At 37.3% G+C, this 24087-nt stretch carries 18 protein-coding genes and 1 pseudogene; 9 read left to right on the forward strand and 10 right to left on the reverse strand.

All coding sequences use genetic code 11. From position 1 onward, the window contains the following. Nucleotides 1-19 precede the first annotated feature (19 nt). Together L2586_RS04760 and L2586_RS04765 are read left to right on the forward strand one after the other, a co-directional pair. Nucleotides 20-1108: a ferredoxin--NADP reductase gene (locus L2586_RS04760; RefSeq protein WP_235291646.1), complete on the forward strand. Its 1089-nt coding sequence runs from the start codon at nucleotides 20-22 to the stop codon at nucleotides 1106-1108. Between the two features lie 232 nt (nucleotides 1109-1340). Further along, entirely contained in the window at nucleotides 1341-1862 is a 522-nt protein-coding gene (locus L2586_RS04765) for a YceI family protein (protein WP_235291647.1), read from the forward strand. Between the two features lie 44 nt (nucleotides 1863-1906). Here the strand turns inward: L2586_RS04765 and L2586_RS04770 are convergent, their stop codons facing one another. The 3 genes from L2586_RS04770 to L2586_RS04780 all read right to left on the reverse strand — a co-directional run bounded on the left by L2586_RS04770 (nucleotide 1907) and on the right by L2586_RS04780 (nucleotide 6094). After that, complete coding sequence (locus L2586_RS04770) at nucleotides 1907-2818, reverse strand: aldo/keto reductase (protein ID WP_235291648.1); 912 nt, start codon at nucleotides 2816-2818, stop codon at nucleotides 1907-1909. A 71-nt stretch (nucleotides 2819-2889) separates the two neighbouring features. After that, nucleotides 2890-3810 carry a tRNA epoxyqueuosine(34) reductase QueG gene (gene queG, locus L2586_RS04775; protein ID WP_235291649.1) on the reverse strand — a complete coding sequence of 307 codons (921 nt, stop codon included), beginning with the start codon at nucleotides 3808-3810 and terminating at the stop codon, nucleotides 2890-2892. Further along, the gene (locus L2586_RS04780) at nucleotides 3803-6094 is read right to left on the reverse strand and encodes an ATP-dependent helicase (protein WP_235291650.1); all 2292 of its coding nucleotides are present in this window, start codon (nucleotides 6092-6094) and stop codon (nucleotides 3803-3805) included. The genes queG and L2586_RS04780 overlap by 8 nt, the downstream gene beginning before the upstream one ends. Before the next feature lie 225 nt (nucleotides 6095-6319). Between L2586_RS04780 and L2586_RS04785 the strand changes: the two genes are divergently transcribed. Next, nucleotides 6320-7180: a hypothetical protein gene (locus L2586_RS04785; RefSeq protein ID WP_235291651.1), complete on the forward strand. Its 861-nt coding sequence runs from the start codon at nucleotides 6320-6322 to the stop codon at nucleotides 7178-7180. A 225-nt stretch (nucleotides 7181-7405) separates the two neighbouring features. On the opposite strand, the gene L2586_RS04790 is transcribed toward L2586_RS04785, so the two are convergent. Continuing rightward, complete coding sequence (locus L2586_RS04790) at nucleotides 7406-8572, reverse strand: cystathionine gamma-synthase (protein WP_284284417.1); 1167 nt, start codon at nucleotides 8570-8572, stop codon at nucleotides 7406-7408. Nucleotides 8573-8823: 251 nt separating this feature from the next. Here L2586_RS04790 and L2586_RS04795 point away from each other — a divergent pair, with 251 nt between their 5' ends. Beyond that, nucleotides 8824-10680, forward strand: coding sequence for a PLP-dependent aminotransferase family protein (locus L2586_RS04795; RefSeq protein ID WP_235291653.1), 1857 nt, complete (start codon nucleotides 8824-8826; stop codon nucleotides 10678-10680). A 251-nt stretch (nucleotides 10681-10931) separates the two neighbouring features. Here the strand turns inward: L2586_RS04795 and L2586_RS04800 are convergent, their stop codons facing one another. Next, nucleotides 10932-11204 (reverse strand): HU family DNA-binding protein, encoded by a 273-nt coding sequence (locus tag L2586_RS04800; protein WP_235291654.1) that lies wholly within the window; start codon nucleotides 11202-11204, stop codon nucleotides 10932-10934. Between the two features lie 182 nt (nucleotides 11205-11386). On the opposite strand from L2586_RS04800, the gene L2586_RS04805 reads away from it, so the two are divergent. After that, a complete protein-coding gene (locus L2586_RS04805; protein ID WP_235291655.1) occupies nucleotides 11387-11587 on the forward strand; it encodes a hypothetical protein in 201 nt (66 codons plus the stop codon). Here the strand turns inward: L2586_RS04805 and L2586_RS04810 are convergent. Then, nucleotides 11581-12606 carry an ABC transporter permease gene (locus L2586_RS04810; protein WP_235291656.1) on the reverse strand — a complete coding sequence of 342 codons (1026 nt, stop codon included), beginning with the start codon at nucleotides 12604-12606 and terminating at the stop codon, nucleotides 11581-11583. The genes L2586_RS04805 and L2586_RS04810 overlap by 7 nt on opposite strands. Beyond that, entirely contained in the window at nucleotides 12603-13643 is a 1041-nt protein-coding gene (locus L2586_RS04815) for an ABC transporter permease (RefSeq protein WP_235291657.1), read from the reverse strand. Before L2586_RS04815 ends, L2586_RS04810 begins: the two co-directional genes overlap by 4 nt. Before the next feature lie 311 nt (nucleotides 13644-13954). On the opposite strand from L2586_RS04815, the gene L2586_RS04820 reads away from it, so the two are divergent. Continuing rightward, complete coding sequence (locus L2586_RS04820) at nucleotides 13955-15322, forward strand: alanine/glycine:cation symporter family protein (RefSeq protein ID WP_235291658.1); 1368 nt, start codon at nucleotides 13955-13957, stop codon at nucleotides 15320-15322. Between the two features lie 234 nt (nucleotides 15323-15556). After that, nucleotides 15557-17719, forward strand: a complete 2163-nt coding sequence (locus tag L2586_RS04825; protein ID WP_235291659.1) for a S46 family peptidase — start codon at nucleotides 15557-15559, stop codon at nucleotides 17717-17719. A gap of 1124 nt (nucleotides 17720-18843) precedes the next feature. Here L2586_RS04825 and L2586_RS04830 read toward each other — a convergent pair. The 3 genes and pseudogenes from L2586_RS04830 to L2586_RS04840 form a co-directional block, all read right to left on the reverse strand. Then, nucleotides 18844-18993: pseudogene (locus L2586_RS04830) on the reverse strand (Txe/YoeB family addiction module toxin); the annotation flags it as partial. Between the two features lie 120 nt (nucleotides 18994-19113). After that, nucleotides 19114-19671 (reverse strand): hypothetical protein, encoded by a 558-nt coding sequence (locus L2586_RS04835; RefSeq protein WP_235291660.1) that lies wholly within the window; start codon nucleotides 19669-19671, stop codon nucleotides 19114-19116. Between the two features lie 267 nt (nucleotides 19672-19938). Then, nucleotides 19939-20748 carry a sterol desaturase family protein gene (locus tag L2586_RS04840; RefSeq protein WP_235291661.1) on the reverse strand — a complete coding sequence of 270 codons (810 nt, stop codon included), beginning with the start codon at nucleotides 20746-20748 and terminating at the stop codon, nucleotides 19939-19941. A 67-nt stretch (nucleotides 20749-20815) separates the two neighbouring features. Between L2586_RS04840 and L2586_RS04845 the strand changes: the two genes are divergently transcribed. Together L2586_RS04845 and L2586_RS04850 are read left to right on the forward strand one after the other, a co-directional pair. Beyond that, the gene (locus L2586_RS04845) at nucleotides 20816-21868 is read left to right on the forward strand and encodes a sugar phosphate isomerase/epimerase family protein (RefSeq protein ID WP_235291662.1); all 1053 of its coding nucleotides are present in this window, start codon (nucleotides 20816-20818) and stop codon (nucleotides 21866-21868) included. Further along, nucleotides 21865-24084: a carboxypeptidase-like regulatory domain-containing protein gene (locus tag L2586_RS04850; protein WP_235291663.1), complete on the forward strand. Its 2220-nt coding sequence runs from the start codon at nucleotides 21865-21867 to the stop codon at nucleotides 24082-24084. Before L2586_RS04845 ends, L2586_RS04850 begins: the two co-directional genes overlap by 4 nt. The last annotated feature ends 3 nt before the right edge of the window (nucleotides 24085-24087 follow it).

A 24087-nucleotide genomic window follows, 5' to 3' on the forward strand; every position in this document is an offset into this window, starting at 1 on the left:
AATTAATAAATAACATTCAATGAGTAATACATTTCGTTCTTTAAAGGTGCAAAAAATAGTTGAGGAAACAACCGATAGTAAGAGCATATACTTCCATATTCCAGATGATTTATCTGATGATTTCGAATACAAGGCAGGCCAATATATAACGATTAAATTAGAGATCGATGGACACGAGGAAAGACGTTCTTATTCTATCTTTACTAGTCCGATAGAAGAGGAATTCGGTGTAACTGTGAAAAGAGTAGAAGGTGGAAAAGTTTCTAATTATCTGTGTGATAACATAGAAGCAGGTTCCACTTTAGAAATAATGCATCCAGAAGGAAGATTTATTTTCGAGCCCGATGGTGATAAAAGAAGAGATCTTATATTCTTCGCTGCCGGAAGCGGAATTACACCTATATTTTCAATTATTAAGGCAGCTTTAGAGCAAGAACCTCTGAGTAAAGTTTACCTATTCTACGGAAATAAGGATTCTTCAAGTGCTATTTTCAAGGATACAATTGATGAAATTTCTAAAAAGTACGAGGACCAGTTTGAAATAGAACATATTTTCACTCGAGAAAAATCAGATAAAAAGTCATTTTCTCTTTTCAAAAAGGATAAGACTAAATCTGGAAGAATAGATGGTGGAATGACGAAGCAAATTCTTAAGGAATTAAAAGGAAGGAAATTCGAGAGACAATACTACTTATGTGGACCTGGTAATATGGTAGAGACGGTTGAAGCTGCTTTAATTAAGCATGGAACTGAGAAAAAATTTATCCATAAAGAATTGTTCGCAACAGCAGGAAAAGCGGTTTCAGGATCCGAAGCAACTACTCCAGATGGAAAGATCAACCTAGAAGTTACCTTAAATGGTGAGCATTATAATATGGTAATGGATGGAACAAAAACCATCTTAGACACACTCTTAGATAAGAAATTAGATCCTCCATATTCATGTACGAGTGGTGCATGCTCTTCTTGTATGGCAAAAGTTACAAATGGTGAAGTTGCAATGGATAGTTGTCTTGCGTTAGATGATGAAGAAGTGGAGGAAGGATATATATTGACATGTCAAGCTAGACCGCAAACTAAGGATGTAGCGATTACTTATGATATTTAATATTCATAGAAAGAATTACTAAGCAATTCACAATTCGAAAATAGCATTGTCTGCATTCTAATTAGGAAAATAGAAAATATCGAGGGCGTATCAACTCTTGTTATATTTAGTATTACAGGAGTTAATATGCCATCAAAGGAATAAAAAACTTAAGAATATTTTTATTTGTTGTAAACAAATGTTGTTTACAACTGTTATCATAGTATTCAAAAATTAAATTAATACGAATATTATGGAAGCAACAACAAAATGGGTAATAGATCCGACCCACTCGGAAGTAGGATTTAAAGTAAAGCACATGATGATTTCAACCGTAAAAGGACATTTTGAATCCTTCAATGCTACAGTAAAGTCAGATTCTGATGATTTCCAAAATGCACAGATAGCGGTATCTATTGACGTAGATTCAATAAGCACAAAGAATAAAGACAGAGATGGTCATCTTAAATCCGATGACTTTTTCAATGCTGGTGAATTCCCACAAATCGTTTTTAAATCAAAATCATTTGATGGAAATCAGTTAGTAGGAGACCTTACAATTCGAAACACAACTAAAGAAGTAACCCTAAATGTTGATTATAATGGCACCGCTGTAGACCCTTATGGAAACACAAAAGCTGGATTTGAAATATCAGGAGATATCAGCAGAAAAGAATATGGATTGAAATGGAATGTAGTTACCGAAGCTGGAAGTATCGTGGTTTCAGATAAAGTAACCTTAGTGATTGATGCCCAATTTGTAAAACAGCAATAGATTAAGCCTTCAGATCAAATAAAGGGTATTTCAATAAGTACCCTTTATTTTTTTTCCATAAATGTTTTCAATAGCTTTTTTTGTAAATCTTTGCCCACAGATAAATTATATCCTGCTTGCATATTGTCTATAGCATGCTCTACTTTACCTGTACCGGGTATAACACAAGTTACAGAAGGGTCGGCAAGAATATATTTAAGAAAAAATTGGGCCCAAGAATTAATGCTATAATCTTTACACCACTCTGGTAATTTCTTGCCTTTCGCCCACTTGAAAAGTTCTCCTCCACCAAATGGCCTATTAATAACTACTGCTGTACCATGCTCTGCTGCAACACCAAGTAATTTTTGCTCAGCATGTCTATCATTAATCGAGTAATTAAACTGAACGAAATCAGGGTTTTCTGCTTTTATAATTTGTGCTAATTGATCATGAGATCTATCGGTGTAATGTGTTATTCCCCAGTATTTAATTCTTCCTGCATCTTTCCACTCTTTCAATATTTTCACATGAATCTCCCAGTCTACAAGATTATGTATTTGCATGAGATCCATAGTCTCTCTTTTCATGAGCCGAAATGATTGATTCATTTGATCTATTCCATTCTGCCTGCCGCTAGTCCAAACTTTTGTAGCATAAAAAAAATCTTCTTGAAAATTCAGTTCGGAAGCTATGTCTCCTACGCATTCTTCTGAACTTCCATACATGGGAGAACAATCTATGAATTTGCCACCTTGTTTGTATACTTCAGTCAATACCCTTTTGAGTTCCAACCGCTTTTTGACATCATTACCCACGTCAAATGTTTGCCAAGTTCCTATACCTACAACTGGCATCATTTCCCCGCTAGATGGAATGGCTCTTTTCTCCATATCTGCAAAATCAAAATTTAATGAAGTCAGACTTAATCCAGTTGTGCTCACCAAGATGTTTTTTATAGCCCTTCTCCTTTTCATTTTTGTAATATGTTATCTTTAAATAAAAAACGACATCGTGGCATAATGTATTGAGTATTAGCCCAAAAAATTTACGAAGAGAAATTAATATTCCTTCGTAGACCTTCATATTTAGTTCGCTTCACAGGTGTGCCTTCGAAGAGATGGTTGAATACTTCTTCGGTGATTTCTTGCCAGTCAGTCTTGGTCATTTCAAGTAATTCTGCCTTGGGTTCGAATTCAGATTCGTTATGTCGCTCTGCAAATCGATTCCATGGACAGACTTCTTGACAGATATCACAGCCAAAGATCCAATCCTCCATTTGATCCTTGAATTGCAGAGGTATGTTTTCTTTTAACTCAATGGTCAAATAGGAAATACACTTACTTCCATCTACTACATAACCATTTTCTGATATCGCATCAGTAGGGCAAGCATCTATACACTTGGTACAAGTTCCACAGTAATCTTTTATCGGCTCGTCGCTGACTAAATCCAAGTCTGATATGATTTCAGAAAGAAAGTAATAAGAGCCTACCTTAGGATTAATCAACAATGTGTTTTTACCAATCCAACCCATGCCCGAGCGCTTCGCCCAGTCTCGCTCTAGAACCGGTGCTGAATCTACGAAAGCCCGGCCGTCTATTTCTCCTATCTCTTCCCTAATAAAAGCAAGTAACTGCTTCATTTTTTTCCTGACTACTTTGTGATAGTCTCTTCCATATGCATAAGTTGAAATCTTATAGGAAGATTCCAAAGGTTTCAAGTCCGTATGATAATTATACATCAAAGAAATTACAGACTTAGCTCCCGAAACTAGTTTCGTCGGATCCGTTCTAAGTTCGAAGTGATTAGCCATATAAGCCATGCCTCCATGATGATTCTTATTAAGCCAGTCTTCTAACCTTTGAGATTCTTCATCCATCTTTTCAGCCTTAGCAATTCCTACGAATGAAAAACCTAAGTCATGTGCTTTCGCTCTGATCAGATCGGTATGTTTATCTTTAGTCATCTAGAATCTGAAGCTTAGCAAATCGAAGCATGATTCTTCGCTCAGGACTATCTAACTGGCTAAAGTGGATACTTGCTACTTTATTATCTCTTTCTCCATCGATAGCCTTCACAACTCCCTCACCAAATTTCAAGTGCATTACTTTCATCCCTTCCTTAATCGTGTGATTAGGACTTGGCTTAAAAGTGGATGGATCGATTGCAAGCATCGCTTCAGTCTTAGGGGAAAGCTTCTTAAAGTTTCCTAATAACTTAGGCGTTCCAAAACCTTCATGACTATGCTCATTATTGTGAGTAGGCATTGCGGAATCTACATTTTCCGCAGAAATTTCTTCAAGGAAACGCGATGGATCATTGAAACGCATATTTCCGTACTGATATCTACTATTCGCATAACTTAAGGTTAAGTATTGCTCCGCTCTCGTGATGGCCACATAAAACAACCTTCGTTCCTCATCTATTTGCTTAGGATCAGACATCGACATAAAAGATGGAAAGAGATTCTCTTCCATTCCTACGACGAATACTGATTTAAACTCAAGTCCTTTCGCAGCGTGTGCAGACATTAGAGTAACAAAATCTTCACTCTCCTCTTCCTTGTCAAAGTCCGTTATTAGAGCAATACTTTGAAGGTAAGTAGCGATACTTTTATCTACAACCGCTTCCTCCCCTTCTGGAATCTCATCGTCGTTGATAAACTCATTTATACCATCTAATAGTGCTGTTACATTTTCCATTCTTCCAGCACCTTCCATACTATCATCGCCTTTTAGCAACATCATTATCCCTGATTGCTTATAAACATGATTCGCCAGTTCATAGGCATTCATCGATTGCGCTTTCGCTCTGAAACTTTGTATAAGCAATAAGAAATCACTCATTAATTTATTCGCACGACCGGTAAGTTTGATCTGAGGAATTGCTTCATACATGGAGATTTCATGCTCGTCAGCAAATTCAGCCAGCTTGTCTACAGTGGTTTTCCCTATTCCTCTTTTCGGATAATTGATTACTCTTTTTAGGGCTTCGTTGTCTTTTTCATTAACAGAAAGTCTTAGATAGGCGATCATGTCTTTGATTTCCTTTCTCTGATAAAAAGATAGACCTCCGTAGATTTTATATGGAATATTCTGACGTCTTAAATGCTCCTCGAAAACCCTAGATTGCGCATTCGTACGATATAGTATGGAAATTTCTGAGTTAGAAAGATTGTATCTGTTTTTTTGTTCAATAATGCCATCAGATACTCGCCTTCCTTCTTCATTATCGGTCATACATTTTACGACCTTAATTTTTTCTCCCTCATCTTTGTCCGTCCAAATTTCCTTCTTAATCTGCTTCTCATTAAAAGAAATCACTTGATTTGCAGCTTGGACTATGTGGTGAGTTGACCTGTAGTTTTGTTCCAATTTGAAAGTTCGGACATCTGGAAAGTCGTTCTCGAATTGAAGAATATTCTCAATTGTAGCACCCCGGAAAGAGTAGATCGATTGCGCATCATCACCCACAATACATACATTTTCCTTACTTCCAGGATAATGAACTAAAAGTTTTATGATCTGGTATTGTAGGTAATTGGTATCCTGAAACTCATCCACCATGACATGTTGGAAAGATTTCCTGTATCGTTCTAGTACATTATCTGGATTCTGATATAATAACCTAAACATCTGAAGTAAAAGATCATCAAAATCCATCGCACCAGACCGAAGACATTTATTAACATATTTCTGGTAAATAATGTGAATCATCGGCCTTCTGTTCATTGAATCATAAGACATTAGATCCTCATTAAGTGCGTAGGCTTTCGGCGTAATCAAATTAGACTTCGCCATTGAGATTCTAGATCGAATCGCAGCAATATTATACTGCTTTCGGTCCAAGCTCATCTGCTTGATAATTTCTGAAAGGACACTATTCGTATCATCGGTATCATAAATCGTGAAATCATTCGGATATCCGATGCGGTGTGCATCTTTACGAAGCATTCTTGCAAAAATAGAGTGAAAAGTTCCTGCCCATACTCTTTGTGCTTTCTCTCCGACCACTTTACTGATCCGCTCTTTCATTTCTCTTGCGGCCTTATTCGTAAAGGTCAATATTAGAATTTCCCAAGGTATCACACCTGATTCTATCAAGTGCGCAATTCGGTATGTTAGCACTCTTGTCTTTCCGGAACCAGGACCAGCAATCACCATTACTGGGCCTTCGATAGCCGTTACGGCTTGGCGTTGAATATCATTTAGTTCGTCTAGATAAGACTGTTTGTTGGTTGTACCGGACATGTGCAATTAGCTTTGTAAAACTTGACACGCTAAGGTACAAATGTATCTAGATATACTGGAAGAGCTTGTTCAGAATTTAGAAATTTACTTTGTTTTACTGGAAAACTTATAGTTTCTCATCCAGATTCTTTATCGATCTCCGCTCCATAGCTTCTCCAATCCACAAACACACTTATATTCTTTACTTTAAACTTAATTCCTTAAATTTAAACAAAACCAAATTCTATGAAAACCCTATTTATAGTCCTTTGTATTAGTTTATATTCTATCTCCTTAATCTCTCAGGATTGCGATCCTGGTGAAGAACCAGATCCACCCTTTGGCTGTGAAGAATGCGCTCCTGGTACCGCTTCACTTAATGGAGACGCCTGTATACCTTGTGACGTGGGTTATTTTCAAAATGAATACGCCCAAGATATATGTCTTTTATGCCCAGTAGGAAAATATCAAGATCAGACTGGACAAACTATCTGTAAAGACTGTCCTTTGGGTACCTTTACTTCCCAAGAAGGTTCTCCTTTATGCTTAGAATGTCCAGCTGGATTCTTTCAAGACGTGAAGGGACAGACTTCCTGTAAGGCTTGTCCTCCAGGAACATATCAACCTGACCCCGGACAATCCTCTTGCATACCCTGCCCTGTTGGAACATACCAAAGTCAATCAGGAGCTATTTCATGTATTCCCTGTGAAGCTGGAGAATATCAAGATCAAATAGGAGCTATTTCATGTATTCCCTGTGAGGCTGGAAAATATCAAGATCAAATAGGAGCTTCTTCTTGCATCCCTTGCCCAATTGGTTCATCTCAAGCTAATACTGGATCAGAATTTTGTGAACAATGCCCAGCTGGCACATATCAAAATCAACTTGGAAGTATCGATTGTTTAATTTGTCCTTCTAATTCAGCTTCCGATCCTGGTTCTGCATATTGTACCTTCGAAGCAAAAACAGTAGAAATAGGTCATGTGCTTAAACTCATTCCCATTGCTGCTGAACCTCTAAATCCAGAGGAAGGAATGATGTATTACGATAGTAATTCTGGGAAAATCAGGTATTATAATGGTCAAGCATGGATTACCTTGGATTAACAGATTTTTAAGAATCAAGTCCTATAATCCGACCAAAAAAATTCTCGACTTTACTTCCTGCGAAGCTATAGTTGTTTATAGAATTGAAGAGATCGAAGATGAAAGATCTATCCGCTGGTTAGCGAAAAATTAATTTCGTTACCTGATAAACAACGAAAAATCCACTAATTTATAGATGTCATCGCGGAAAGCGATAACATCAGAAGATCAGAGGCACTTAATTACCTATATTGCATTCAAGGCTGTATCTAAATCCGATTTCAAATCCGAAATATCTTCAATTCCAACACTGAGCCTAATTAACGAATCGGTCAAACCCACTTTAAGTCTTTCTTCTTTAGGAATAGACGCATGGGTCATTGTTGCTGGATGACCTATCAGCGATTCAACTCCACCTAGTGATTCTGCTAATGAAAAATAGTGCGTATTGCTTAAGACTTTATTTGCTGCTTTGATATTATTTTCAACCAAGTCAAAAGACACCATTCCTCCAAAGTGCTTCATTTGTTTCTTAGCAATTTCATGGTTAGGATGGTCTTCGAATCCAGGCCAGTAAACTTTCGAAACTTTGTCGTGACTCTTTAAGAATCGAGCAATGGATTCAGCGTTTTGGCAAGCTCTTTCTACTCGAATATGTAGTGTTTTAATTCCTCTCAAAATTAGAAAACAATCCTGTGGACCAGGTACTGCACCAGCAGCATTCTGAATGAACTTTAATTCTTCATGAATACCCTTATCGCTTGTTATAACACAGCCATGAATCACATCAGAGTGACCACCTAAGTATTTCGTAGCAGAATGCATCACCATCGTCGCTCCTAAATCCAATGGGTTCTGCAAGTATGGAGAAGCAAATGTATTATCTACACATGACCAGATCCCCTTTTCATTTGCAATACTACATATAGCCTCGATGTCTACGATGTTCAACATCGGATTAGTCGGTGTTTCTAACCAAACCAACTTAGTTTTATTCGTGATATGTGCTATTATATTACCTGCCTCTGAAAGATCTACGAAGACCATCTTAATTCCGTACTTCGAAAACAACTTCGTCATTAACCGATACGATCCGCCATAAAGATCATTCGTAGCAACTACTTCATCTCCAGGATTCAGCATTCTTAGAATCGCATCCATTGCTGCCAGACCACTGCTATAACAAACCGCGCCCACTCCATTTTCAAGCGCAGTAAGATTAGCTTCTAACGCTGCTCTAGTAGGATTCTGAGATCTTGCATATGCATATCCTTTATGCTGACCAGGTGCATCTTGTACATAGGTAGACGTCTGGAAAATAGGCGTCATAATGGCACCGGTAGAAGGGTCGGGTTCGATTCCAGCGTGTATTACTTTTGTGTTAAATCTCATTTGTGTTTCTGCATTATTGATTCTAAATAACTACTTACTAAGTTTCAAAAGTTACGCCAAAGACCTTCCGATAAACCTCCTTCCATACTTTTCTTCGTTAGGTCAATGTTTTAATGGCTTCTAGGAATCAAACATTGACCTACACAAAAAAAACTTTCTGATGTCAGAAGAGAAACTTTTCGATACGTTTCAGATTATAACAAAACGTCTTCCACCACTCCTAAAATAAATATAATTAATGTATACCTTCGCGCTTTCTAAAGTTGAGAATTATGCAAGAAAATAAAATGCTAGAATATATTAGCGACGTAATAGAAGCAATGCCAGCTGATTGGTTAAGATTAACAACCCATCGACTTGATATCTATAATGAAGAATTGGCCAAGGTTCAGTTCTTAGAGCAGTTTGAAACCTTATTCCATTCGAATAATTCTAAAACTTCAGCTCTTAGTATTTTACCTACCGCTTACGATTATATTCGTCTTGGGCATCCATTATCTTGTATTCTTGAATGGGCCATTGCTAAGCTAAATCACATCCAATCAGAAAATGTCATCAGCTTTTCATCAAGAACGATTCCTATTTTAGCTATTCTGAGAACAAATTCACTAGATAATAAAGGTACTCAGATCTATTATTCTGGAAAATTACCTACGTTTTTTGATGCTGAAGTATTAAGGGCCGTTTATGGTTATAAATTTGATCTTAAGCAGATTGAAAAAGAAGAAGACATATCTAATTTCTCTAAAGGTGACGACTCGGTCATTTTTATTTCACAAGACGATGCGTTTTCTACTATCGATCCCGATTCCATTATTGATTTCTATGTCAATATTCATGATCACTATGGCAGTATTTTAATTGTGAATGGTGAACAGAATGAAAGTTACATCTCAGACATTCAGCATGTTCGAAGAAGAGAGACCATAGCAATGACGCCAGCAGATTGCCTTTCTGCATTAAAGTTTTTAATAAAGGGCGCTTCATTTAACCGTACGGAAAATCCTAATGTTGCGAGCAACAAATCGCTAGTCCTAGATACCATATCAGCCATTACCGATACAGATACCAAGGTATTACTGGCATCTAGTGGGCTATCTATACAGTATGCGATTATGATGGGTCTCGTTCATAATGCATTAGAAAATCATAAAGGAAAAGATATCAAATTTGTCGTTCCTCCGAATTGTTATGGCGGAACTAATGACCAAGCTAGGCGGGTTGCAGCGTGCATAGATATTGTGGAAGTGGTTGACTTGCCAGTGGATGGAGACAATGATATGGTTAAAAGCATTGATACTGTTCTGAATAAGATCGCCAGTGAGAATGCGGTTCCTTATATCATTGCTGAAATCCCAACGAATCCTAGAGTTGAAGTACCGGATCTTATCAAGTTAAATGAGGCATTAAGAAAAGTTAGAAAAACTCCAAGTGGCGAAATAGCAATCGATCCCGTGTTTATATTAGATCAAACATTCTGTCCTAATGTGCACTTTCTAGGGGAAGGTGAAATTCTTTCTGCAGTCAGAACGATTTCGTATACAAGTGGGTCGAAATTTCCAAGTGGTGGCCTTTGTAATGCTGGATATTGCGTAGGCAATAAGAAGACGGAAGATTTGATGGAAAAGATTGAATTGCATCTTAGACTTTGTGATAACGAGGCTACTAATTTGCAAGTAGAAATATTAGCCAAGCAATTGCCTTCCATGAATGAAAGAATTGCGAAAGCGTATAAGAATACACGTGAATTTGTAAACTTCATTTCCGATACTTTACCGGGCGCGAAGATCAATTTTGTTTCGGAAGAATTAGCAGAACAAGGATTTACGCCATCGGTGTTTTCACTAGACCTTCCTTCGAAAGGAAGTACTGCAGAAGAAAAGGAAACTTATAAAAGAGCGTTAAATCATAAGTTGATCAATTTAATGATTACAGAAATTCCGAATGAAAGTAAGTATTGTGTAAGTTATGGTCAGCTAAAAGGTTGTTACTGGACGATACCAGCAACTTCGACACAAGGAACGACAAAGGAGGGCGACAAAGATTATATTGCTCGAGTGGCACTTTCACCAGATATGGATCTAGATCTTCATAAGAAGGTGTTCTTAGATTTCGTGAAAAGTATATAGTTAATGATGTCAACGCCTTCTTCTGATGTTAGCGCTTTGTGCGATGACATCAGTTTTCTAAGCCCATTCTCTTGATGTTAGGACTTTGCGCGATTACATCAATTTTACGAAAAGAGATCTAACATCGCTTGAAGCGCTGTCAGATCGATAGCGTACTGTCAGATCTAAATCGTGCTGTCAGATCAATTATAAAATAAAAAAGGCTGCTCGATTACTCGAACAGCCTTATTTTTTTGGTTAACTAAACTCAATTAGTTTACTGAATCTCCCAATGCTTTTCCTGCTTTGAATTTTACAACATTCTTTGCAGCAATTTTAATTGTTTTTCCAGTAGCAGGGTTTCTACCATCTCTTGCAGCTCTTTTAGAAACTGAGAATGTTCCGAATCCTACAAAAGCAGCTTTATCTCCGCTTTTTAAAGCACCTTCGATGCTATCAAATACTGCGTTTACTGCATCTGCAGCTTGCGCTTTAGAAATTCCAGCAGCACTTGCTACTGAGTTAGTTAAATCTCCCTTGTTCATGTCAACTTTTTTTAAGGTGAATAAATCTATAAGTGAGGCAAATATATATAATAATTAACCTCATACAACAATTTTATACTTTTTTTTCATCTTTAAAGCCCCGATATATGGGCTTTTTAGCAAATAAGGCACTAAATTGCTAGGGTAAAGCGTTTATTCTATGTCTATTATTGTATAAACAGATGAAAAAAATAATATTTATTCTTGGCGTATTTTTACTATTAGTCACCGCTAATACTACCTTTTCGTCATGTTCTCCTAAGGTTGGATGTGAATTAAATGAAGGAATGTCGCCTAAAACAAATAGAAAAGGAGAATTGTCTACTAAAAGAGGCAGCTCTAATCTTTTCGACAAAAAGAAAAGAAAGAAAATGGGCTATTGAGCCGCTTCTTCTCCTATTATATTCAAGCTAAGTATTAATCCAAACAAAGCTATACCTGGAAAAATGGCTAACCACCAAGCAGAAAAATTTCCTTGAGCTTCTTTTAACATTGTCCCCCAACTCACTTCATCGATCGGAATTCCTAGTCCAAGAAATGACAACGTTGATTCTACTAATATCGCCGCAGATATTGAAAATGCAATAATCACTGAAAGACTGGTAAATAATTTAGGTAGAACATGCTTCCATAAAATCCTCAAATCCGAGGCCCCATATGCTTTCGCTGCAAGAATATATTCTTGTGAAAGGACTTTAAGTGCCTCAGCTCTTACATATCTTGAAATCCCAGGCCACATCAAGAAAGCAAGTATCAGGATCAGACCGTTCACATTGAACTCTTCGAAAATACTGATGCAGGCAAGGATTAAAATTAAACTAGGTAATGCTTTCATCGATTCCACTACCCTTAAGTAGAAGCCATCTATCGGCAATACCCACTTCTTTTTCTTTTTTCTAGTCAAATATTGATAGCCTCCATTGATAATAACCACAAAAATTAAAGCGACAACTACATATATATAAGATGTATACGAACTGATCCATAAATAATAGACTAAACAAATAGCACTTAATAAGTACAAGAATCCTGATATTAAGTCAATTTTGAAAGGGTTAATCTTCGAATATGCCGCAAACAAACCCATACATAATGCTAAAATTGTAGCTAGAAGAACAGACAAAAACCCAATCTTAACAGCGATTTCCGTCCCTTTAAGTATTCCAGCAAATGTGTCCCTACCGATGATGTCCGTACCTAATAAATGTCCATTTTTTAATGGTGGCGAATAACTAACCGTCTCATCTATCGTATTATATGAATATGCTACTGGTGCTGAAATAGAAAACTTCTTCCCTAGTATTGAAAAATTATGTGCATTTTCATTTGCAATAAAAGGATGAAAAACAGCTATAAAAACATAAAAGCCCACGATCCAATATGACAATTTTCTCTTCTTCATGATATTCTAGGATCTACTGTACGATATAAAATATCCGCAATGAGAAAAGAAAGGAAGGTAAAGCAAGCAATGATCATTACCACTGGAAACACAACTGGCCAATCATAATTAAGGATCGATTTATATAAGAGTCGACCCATGCCAGGAATATTGAAAATAATTTCAATAACTAAGGAGCCACTAATTGCAGCAGGAATTGCAGAGGTGACAGAAGTAATTAGCGGAATCAAGCTAAATGGCAATACTTCTTTAAATAAGACTTCTTTTTTACTGAAACCATATGCTTTAGAAGTTGTAACAAAACCCATCTTCTTACTCTTGTCTATATTTCGCTTCGTAAGCGTACTTATAAAAGCCAAATTATGAAGGACTAACACTACAGTAGGTAGAATTAGTTGACTGCCGTATTTACTTAGCCGAAGATACCATGGGTCGCCGACATCTATAGGACTTAAGCCAACCGTAGGGAAGATATTCGTCCATGCTCCATATTCCTTAGTTGTAAAAAACACCAACAATAAAGTTGCTAACCAAAAAACAGGTATCGCGTAAATTCCAAAAAGTAAGCCCTCTAACCATCTCACCACTTTTTTACTTCTTATACTGCTAAGTAACAAACCGATTCCGATACCGAAGAAGTAACTAAATATGATACTTGTCAATACCAGAAATACAGTCCACACCATCGCCCGCTTAATCTTATAGTTCACAGGACTACCATCTGAAATAGAAAGACCGGAATTAAATAACCATTTATGATATTGATTCTGAAGACCATGCCAACGTAAAGTTGGAAGAAACAAACCTCTGTCTGAAAAAAAGTCCTTGCGCTTGGCCTGGACGTCTGCTTTACTTGCTAGTGCTTGAATATCCTTTGGAAAATGATTAGGAGCCAATGCAAAGTAAAAATACGGCAGATCTAGAAATAGTTCTTTTTTCAGCCTTGCGTATTCTTTTTCATAATTCCCTTCGAAAGTGGTATCGAAATTTAATGCTAATCGATCATCTACAGGATCTCCAGGTACAGCTTTGGACAATAAAAAAATGAGAATGGAAATAATCCATAAGCTTAAAAACGCTGCGCCAATTTTTTTTAGAATAGAGATTAACATTACAGATTAAAGATAGTTGGAAAGTTTATAATTGTGCTTTATCAGAATCATAATGTGTAATTCGAATAAAATTAATTGAAAACAACCTAGGAAACAACCAGTTTTAGCCACTGTATAATTTAGATTGTCAATGTAGGTACTTGAATTATTTTGCTTATCTGCTACAGATCAAAAATATGTTTTTAAATCACTTCTATAATACTCAATCAAATTTCTTCTTATATTCCGAGTTAATTATGGATAGAATTGAAAATTTAATGGTCGGCTTTGGAAATGCCGCGTGGGGAATGCCTTTACTTGTATTGCTAGTTGGAGGTGGATTATTTTTTAGTTTTTACATCAAATTACTACCGTATCGATACATCGGTCATGCAATCGATATCCTGAGGGGGAAGTTCGACAAGAAAGAAGATGCTGGTGACATCAGCCACTACGAAGCGCTTTCTACTGCCCTTGCTGCGACTGTAGGTATGGGAAATATTAGTGGTGTCGCCATAGCCATAACAATGGGTGGACCAGGGGCATTATTTTGGATGTGGATCAGTGCGCTAGTTGGAGTGAGCACCAAGTTTTTCACTTGTACGCTGGCCATTATGTATCGAGGAAAAGATTCAAAAGGGGAACTTCAAGGTGGTCCGATGTATTTCATAACGGAAGGACTAGGTAAAAAGTGGAAACCACTTGCTGTAGTATTTTGTATCGCAGGAATGTTCGGACCACTTCCTGTATTTAATGCGAATCAGCTGACCGCGGCATTTAATGATAGTCTGTTTATTCCTATGGGAATAGAGCAGTCCACTACAACTAATCTAATTTTTGGATTGGGATTAGCGGCTCTTGTAGCATTAGTCATATTTGGTGGAATTAAACGAATAGGTAAAGTTGCATCGAAATTAGTGCCATTCATGGTTGTTGTTTATTCTGCAGCTGTCCTATATATTATATTTTCCAATTTTACATTAATAGATGATTGTTTCGCATTGATTTTTAGTGATGCATTTTCTGGAGAAGCTGTTTCAGGTGGAGTTATCGGAGCAATCATTATAGCTGGTGTAAGAAGAGCAGCATTCTCTAATGAAGCTGGATTAGGTACGGCACCTATGGCACATGGAGCTGCTAAAACAGATGAACCAGTAAGAGAAGGACTCATCGCAATGATGGGTCCTATTATAGATACCATTATTGTATGTACGATGACTGCATTAGCGATCATAATTACGAACTCATGGCAAGACGCTTCTGAAAGTGGTATTAATATTACTTTGAATGCCTTTGACATTGGACTTCCAGGAATCGGAAAATACGTGTTGATGCTATGTATTCTAATATTCTCTTTGACTTCAATGTTTTCGCTTTCTTACTATGGATCGAAGTGTTTTAGTTTCTTATTTGGTGCGGAGTACAAAAACATCTTTAATGTGTTTTATATCTGCTCGATCATCGCAGGATCTGTCGCTTCATTGAGTGCTATTATTGGTTTTATCGATGGTATGTATGCTATCATGGCGGTGCCTACGATGTTATCTGCGATATTACTTGCACCTAAAGTGAAAGCTGCAGCGAATGATTATTTCAAAAGGATGAAGGCGGGAGGGGTACTATAGTAATATTAAATAATGGTTACAATGGGCTGATATTATTATGAGGATATAGGACTATATTTTTTTTCAAATGTAGTATTTCTTATGTCAATTTAAATCTGTCTTTTGCTTATTTTTTAAGGGTAAGGATTATTCGAGTATTTCCTTTCTGAAGTACAAATGCTTCTATAGCTTTATATACGCTCTAATTACAAATCTGTAGATATTTATTTATCTTGAATGCAAAATCAGTTTGTTATGAAATTCATCAAATTACAGATCATTACTTTTTTATTTCTATTTGCAAATCCTTTGCTTTTTGCAGGAGAAGGAATGTGGCTCCCGCTTTTACTGAAGTCTCTGAATGAAGCTGAAATGCAATCCTTGGGAATGAAAATGACTGCAGAAGATATCTATAGTGTAAACCAAGGCAGTCTTAAGGATGCAATCGTTCACTTTGGTGGTTTTTGTACTTCGGAATTAATCTCTAATGAAGGTTTACTATTAACAAATCATCATTGCGGTTATGGAGCCATTCAATCTCATACAAGTTTAGAAAATAATTTTCTAAAAGAAGGTTTCTGGGCAAAAAGCAAAGCGGAAGAAAAACCGAATCCAGGCCTATTCGCCAAGTTTATCGTAAGGATCGAAGATGTAACTGATCAGGTTCTTAAGGGTGCCAAAGACAAGATGAACGAAAAAGAATTGCAGTCGCTTACAGACAAGAATATAGATGCCATTCGAAAGTCTACAAAATTAGAAAAGCATGAAGAATTAGAAATCAAGCCCTTTTTCAAAGGCAACCAGTATTTTATGTTTGTAACCATGACTTATACCGATGTTCGATTGGTCGGCGCTCCACCTGAGAGTATAGGGAAATTCGGTGCCGATACGGACAACTGGGAATGGCCAAGACACACTGGAGATTTTTCTTTGTTTCGAATCTATGCAGGACCGGACAACATGCCAGCAGAATACAGTGAAAACAATATTCCTTACCAGCCGAAACATTTCCTACCGATATCTTTGGACGGTGTAGCAGAAGGAGACTTCACGCTTATCTTTGGTTTTCCAGGCAGGACAGATCAGTATCTGCCTGCTGTCGCTATCGAACAGACGGTCGATGTTCTCAACCCTGCAAAAATAGGAATTAGAGACAAGGCTTTGAAGATCATCGGAGCTAAGATGCGTGCGGATGAATCGGTTAAGATTAAGTATTCTTCAAAATTTGCAAGCACAGCGAACTATTGGAAAAAGTGGATCGGTGAAAGTCAAGGTTTAGTAGCTACTAATGCGGTCATGAAAAAGAGAGATCAAGAGGCTGATTTTCAAGATAAAATTTATAAGAAGAGAAAACTTAAAAAGAAGTACGGGATGCTTTTGGGAGAATTTGAGACTGCTTATAAGGATATAGAAAAATTAGCCTATTCGAGGGATTATTACAGTGAAGTAGTAGGGCGAAATATTGAAATTTTTCGAATTCAAGGACTGCTTTCACGACTGCTTAACATTTACCAAGAAAATGGTGAAGCTGGTTATGAGAATTATAAGAGGCGGCTCATTCCCTATTTTGAAAATTTCTATAAAAATTACGATGCTAACATTGATGAAGAAGTGTTCGCAGCATTGCTAGAAATGTATGTTGAAAATGTAGACAATGAATATATTCCGCCTACTATATTTAACTACGCTATGGGCTATGACGAAATAGCACAAGAGTTATATTCTAAAACCTTATTTAAGAATTCTGAAAAACTGATGGCTCTACTTTCATTACCAGCAGCAGAAGCTGCCGAGCAATTAAAAGAAGACCCTATAATGCAATTAGGCGAAGAATGGAAAGAGCTCTATGATGAGAAAGTGGCTACACCTTATAATATAAAAAAGGACAAGATTAATGCTTTGCAAAAGCAATACATGGCAGCTCTGATAGAGGCTTATCCTGATAAAACGTTCTGGCCAGATGCGAATAGTACAATGCGGGTAACATATGGTCAAGTGGCAGGATATCATCCTAAAGATGCAGTCTACTACCTACCTGTTTCTTACTTAGAAGGCGTAATGGAAAAATACAAACCTGGGGACTACGAATTTGATGTATCAGCAAAACTTATTGACCTCTTTAAGGAAAAAGATTATGGTCAATATGCAGATCAAAGTGGGAAAGTACCTGTTTGTTTCTTAGGGACTAATCATACGACAGGAGGAAATTCTGGCAGTCCTGCGATCGATGCTCATGGAAATCTAGTTGGACTTAATTTTGATAGAGTTTGGGAAGGAACGATGAGTGATCTGAATTATGACAAATCAATATGTAGAAACATTATGGTAGATATTCGGTATGTATTATTTATTGTGGATAAGTATGCTGGTGCAAGTCACCTGATAGAAGAAATGAAGCTGGTGCATCCTAAGAAATGATGTGATTAGAGGAAAGTAAACTCGGAATGCAGTGTAGCTAAAGTTGAATCTGTAACCGAGCTGTGTTTCGTGCGGTGGCTAGGATTGCAGAGTCGACTTGAGCTTCCTTGGATTTCTCCATTTCACATTCAGCTCTGCAATCCTCCCTGCCCAATAGGCTACTCTCGGCTTACAGATCTAAATGATCTGATGGTCTGATATACAGTTCAGGCTATCAGATGATCATGAACTTATAGTTTAACAATACAACTCATTTTATAACTTACTAAAGTTGAATCTGTAAGCCGGGCAGTGTTGCGGGCGATGGCTAGGATTGCAGAGTCGACTTGGGCTTCCTTGAATTTCTCCATTCCACATTCAGCTCTGCAATCCTCTCTGCCCACTAGGCTACTCTCGGCTTACAGATCTAAATGATCTGATGGTATGACATACAGTTCAGGCTATCAGATGATCATGAACTTATAGTTTAACAATACAACTCATTTTATAAATTGCTAAAGTTGAATCTGTAAGCCGAGCTGTGTTTCGTGTGGTGGCTTGGATTGCAGAGTCGACTTGGGCTTCCTTGAATTTCTCCATTCCACATTCAGCTCTGCAATCCTCCCTGCCCAATAGGCTACTCTCGGCTTACAGATCTAAATGATCTGATGGTATGACATTCAGCTCAGGCTACCAGATGATCATGAACTTATAGTTTAACAATACAACTCATTTTATAAATTGCTAAAGTTGAATCTGTAAGCCAAGCTGTGTTTCGTTAGGTGCCTAGGATTGCAGAGTCGACTTGGGCTTCCTTGAATTTCTCCATTCCACATTCAGCTCTGCAATCCTCTCTGCCAACTAGGCTACTCTCGGCTTACAGATCTAAATGATCTGATGGTCTGACATACAGTTCAGGCTATCAGATGATCATGAACTTATAGTTTAACAATACAACTCATTTTATAACTTACTAAAGTTGAATCTGTAAGCCGGGCAGTGTTGCGGGCGATGGCTAGGATTGCAGAGTCGACTTGAGCTTCCTTGGATTTCTCCATTCCACATTCAGCTCTGCAATCCTCCCTGCCCACTAGACTACTCTCGGCTCACTAAGCTAATTGATCTGACTTCCAGCCTTAGTCATAATGTTTTAGTGGTTCAGGTTTACCTAATCCTTCAAAAGGATTTCGAGAAATGTCTTTCAAAAGATCATTTATTTTCTTAAGCTTTTTCTTGTCTATCTTTTGCCAATATAAATAATCCTCCCATGACTCGTCCACAAATATATACTTCACTTTAATTATCAATTAAGTCCTTTTCAAATGACTTTTACTCTTCAGTTTGTCGATTGCTGAGTCTAATCTCAATTCATTTTTTCTAGAGTCAATCATTTTCATATAACAAAACAGTAAAATTTACCACCTAGAATAAATTCGTTCTACTTTTCCTGTTTTTTTGTTATAAATTATAGTCAAGCCTCCTACATCAGCAACTACTGTTCGACCATTAATATCTACCACACTATTTAAAAACATCTTCCTAAGATTACTAACAAAGTCTCGAGACCTAGAATAACTTAATGGATAAAGTTCTTTCACCACGTTTATTGGCATGCCAACATAAAATTGAACATTATGATTATCTACTATAATTATGGAGGCATCTAGAATTTCTGAGTTCCCCAGCTGATTTTGCTTCAGTGCTTCCTTTTGCAGAAACGATTTTCCTCGAAACAACCTCGTTTCATTAACTCCGTCATACTCATTTAGATAGGCCTCACTACGCCATTCATCCTTTATAAGCTCATAGAATTGACTAAACTCATAAACTTTATCATTGCTCCTCGTTCTATCAATTATATGAAAGTCCTCGATATTTATTAGTTCACGTAAATCTCTGTCCACTATTTCTTGCGAAAAGACATAGAATATTGTACAATTGACCAATAATAATATGAAAACAAATCTAATCAAGATTATACTTTTTATATATAACAGCTACTGCTTAAACTTATTGTTTCTTAGCAAGCTGCTCACCCTAAAGGGGCGAGATCCTATACCCTAAACAACTTTCCTACACCCCCAAAATCTAAAAGGAAATTCACTCGATCTTTGATCTCGCTCTTTATCCCTCGGAATAAATTCCAAGCTCCATTAAGATTATCTCTCTTCCTCTCGCCCTAAAGGCAAAGTTCCTGTACTAACTTAATACTCACAACTAGCACCTCAATACTGTCTCATTCACCTATACTTTTTCTTCTCTACCGGCACTTTCAACAACTTCCCTAGATTCTGAGTCTCCCCTTCGAAAACATCAAGTCCAAAAACAATGTCTTCTGCAGGCATGTCATGGTAAGTTCCGAATAATCTATCCCAGAAAGAAAACACATTTCCATAATTCGTATCGGTCTGTGGTCTTTCGAAGTGGTGATGAATTCTATGCATTCCTGGAGTAACAATCACAACTCTAATGATCTTATCCAACCAATTCGGCAACTTCATATTGGCATGATTAAATTGGGACAGCACCGCAGAAATACTCTGGTATAACATCACCATCCATATCGGCGCACCTGCAAGCAAAACCGCTAAAGTCGTAAAGACTGCTCGAAATACGGATTCTCCTGGATGATGCCTCAGTGCCGTTGTCGTATCCACTTTTTCATCTGAATGATGGATCACATGAAATTTCCACATAAACGGAATCTTGTGCTCCACCCAGTGAATCGTATATGCACCCACTAAATCCATTATCAATAAACCCACAATTAATTGCACCCATATAGGCATCGCAAATAAGTGTATGGCACCAAAATCATTAGCCGTTACCCAGTCACTCGTTTTAACGATTAGGAATGCGAATGCAAAATTGATAATAATCGTCGTTAGTGTGAAAAACAAATTGGGACCAGCGTGCTTAAATTTTTTATAGCTAAATTTAGTAATGGGAATAATTCCTTCTAAAATCCAGAAAAAAGTGATCCCTCCAACCAATATTATGGTTCTGTGCAAGGAAGGAATCGTCTCGAAATAGGTAATTATAGCATCCATACTGAAAATTTTTCTAATTTAAGTTAATATTTCTAATTTCACAGTTTACCAATTTAAATTAAAAAACATGAAAACAATAAAAGGACCAGCAATATTTTTAGCACAGTTTATGGCAGATGAGGCGCCATTCAATTCTTTGGATGGAATATGTAAGTATATGGCTGACCTAGGTTATAAAGGAATTCAGATCCCAACTTGGGACGCTAGGCTAATAGATCTTGAAAAAGCGGCGACAAGCAAAACTTATTGTGATGAACTTAAAGGTAGAATTGCAGAGCACGGGTTAGAAATAACGGAACTCGCTTCCCACCTTCAAGGACAGTTGGTTGCTGTGAATCCAGCATACGATGACTTGTTTAATGCTTTTGCTCCAGCAGAAGTGCACGGAAATCCTAAAGCGCGAACCGAATGGGCGATCCAACAAGTAAACTGGACCACTCAAGCTTCTAATAATATGGGCTTGACATCTCATCCTACATTTTCTGGTGCGTTAATATGGCAGACCATGTACCCTTGGCCACAACGTCCAGCTGGATTAGTGGAAGCGGCTTTCGAAGAACTTGCGAAAAGATGGGTTCCGATTCTAGATGTAGCGGAAGACAACGGAGTAGATCTGTGTTATGAGTTACACCCTGGTGAAGACTTGCACGATGGAATTACCTTTGAAATGTTCGTGGAAGCTTGTAAAGGTCACAAAAGAGCAAACATCAATTACGACCCTTCGCATTTCGTGTTACAGCAAATGGACTACTTAGATTTCATTGACATTTATCATGAACGCATTAAAGCCTTCCATGTTAAAGATGCAGAATACAATCCGACTGGAAGAAGCGGTGTATACGGAGGTTACCAGAACTGGGCAGATCGACCAGGAAGATTCCGTTCATTAGGTGATGGACAAGTAGATTTTGGTGCTATCTTTAGTAAATTATCCCAATATGGGTATGATGGATGGGCAGTCTTAGAATGGGAATGTTGCATAAAAGATTCAAGCCAAGGTGCGGCAGAAGGTGCGCCATTTATAGAAAATCATATCATCGAAACAGTGAAGCGCGCATTTGATGATTTCGCAGGGCAAGATGTAGATAGTAATTTATTAAATAAAATAATGGGTCTTTGAGAGTAGCAACATTAATTCTATTTCTTTTTTTAGGTCAATGGGCTTTAGGGCAAGCTGATATTACCATTATCGATAAGGATACGAAAGATCCATTAATCGGGGCTAATGTCATTGCCAAATCAGAAGGAAATAGCATACAATTGATCACAGATATGGATGGCAGAATCCGTGTTGAATTAGGCTATCCGCTTGAATTAAATATAACTTACTTAGGTTATGTTCCTATGCAAGTTAAATTGGCAGAGCGTACGGAAGACTTGGTCATCCAGATGATCGTGGACGAAATGAACATTGCCGTGAACCCAATCATTATTGCGAATCCATTTCTATCGGATAATGTCTCCTTTAATAGGAAGGAATTTCAGGTTTTGCCTGGAGCATATGAAGATCCATCGCGTCTTATATTAAAAGCGCCAGGATTTTCTACATCCAATGATCAAGCCAACTCCATATTATACAAAGGGATGCCTTCTAACTTTGTTAATTGGACACTTAACGATGGACTTATCGTTAACCCGAATCATCAAAGCAACGCGGGTACTTTATCAGATATTAGCAGTCCGAATGCAGGAGGGGTCAACATGATCAGTGCTCAAGTCATCGGTTCTTATGATTTCCAAAGCGCTCCATATTCCACGCCTAGGAACAATTCCATTGCAGGAAACTCTAATGTAAATTTTTCAAATTTCAACAATTCTTACTTGAATCTAAGTTTAGTGGGATTAGAAGCAGGCTTAGGATTTGAAGGAAAGAAACTTCCAGGTTTTCAAGCGAATTATCGATATTCAACGGTAGGAATTCTTACGGGTGTATTAGGACTTGATTTTGGTGGTGAAGAGATCATATACCAAGATCTATTTACCAAGTTTGATCTGATCGATAAGGAGGATACCCAATTGAGCGGTTTCGTGATCTTGGGGAAAAGTCACAACTACAAAGATGCGCTTGCAGAAAAGGATTCCGTAAAAACATTTAAGGATATTCAAGATATTTACTTCGATTCAGAAATCATCCTGAGTGGGCTGACATTTTCTAAGAAATGGAACGGTCTGAGTTTAAAAAGTGCTTTAAATTTCTCAGCGAAAGAAGATCAATGGCGTTCAGAAATAGACGATCCTTACTTACTTAGAGGCGTTCATCTTAAACAAACGGTGACTAGTGCTTTGTTTGATTTCAATAAGAGGAACTTTCATTTTGGTGCAAACATGCATTACATCGATGATTCGCGAATCAATAGCAGACATGTGTTAACAGGCACTGATAATAACGGTGTAGGTTTTAGTAATTTCAACATCATGCCTTATGCTAATTATGAATGGCAGACAGATAAACTTTATATTTCTGGAGGGAGTGGCTTAACATTTAACAGTGTAACAAGTCATTTCAACTTAGAACCACACTTGAAAGTCATCGGGCAATTGGGTAATTCATTAGAAGCAGAAATCGGAGCCAGAAGGAATACACAAATTCTTACAGCCTCTTCCTTTTCATATGAATTTAAACCAGAAGAGATCAAAGCATTGCATTTTGAAGGTATTTTAAGATTGAAAAAGAGAAAGTATACCGTATTTATGAGTGCTTTCAGCCATCACATGAACAATATTTTGATGGAAAAAACATCGAATTATTCTCAATATACGGGATTAGATCATCCGCTGATGGGTGAGTATGACTATAGTGGAAATGCTAGATCGCAAGGCGTTTCACTAGGATTTAGTTCTATGAACCTTTGGTTGAATGGGCTTTCTTTATCAGCTAACGGAACTGTATTTAATTCCGATTATGGGCGCGATGGGAATTTCGACTTGAACAATACCTTTGATTTTGAGAACAGCTATAATGTAATTGCGAGTTATAATCGACCACTAAGAAAAGACAAAGAGTTAGTGACTAGTATTTCATATCACGTTAGAGGAGGATTGAAAGAATTTCCGATTGCTGCAGTAGCAGGATCTACTAATTTCATGACATCATATGATTTTTCAAGTGCGCCGGTGGTTCAGCTAGCAGATTACGAGCGAATTGATTTTAGGATTGTCTACAATCTTAGAAAAGGGAATTATCGGAAGTTTGCAAAAAGTATATCATTAGATATTCAGAATCTTGCGAATAAAGAAAATGATGCTTCTACAGATATAGATTTTCTGACTGGTGAAAGCTATGTACGAAAGCAACTGGGAATGATTCCAATATTGGCCTATAGAATAGAATTTTAATGG

Origin of the sequence: Portibacter lacus (assembly GCF_021533215.1) — a bacterium.
Taxonomy (GTDB): domain Bacteria; phylum Bacteroidota; class Bacteroidia; order Chitinophagales; family Saprospiraceae; genus Portibacter; species Portibacter lacus.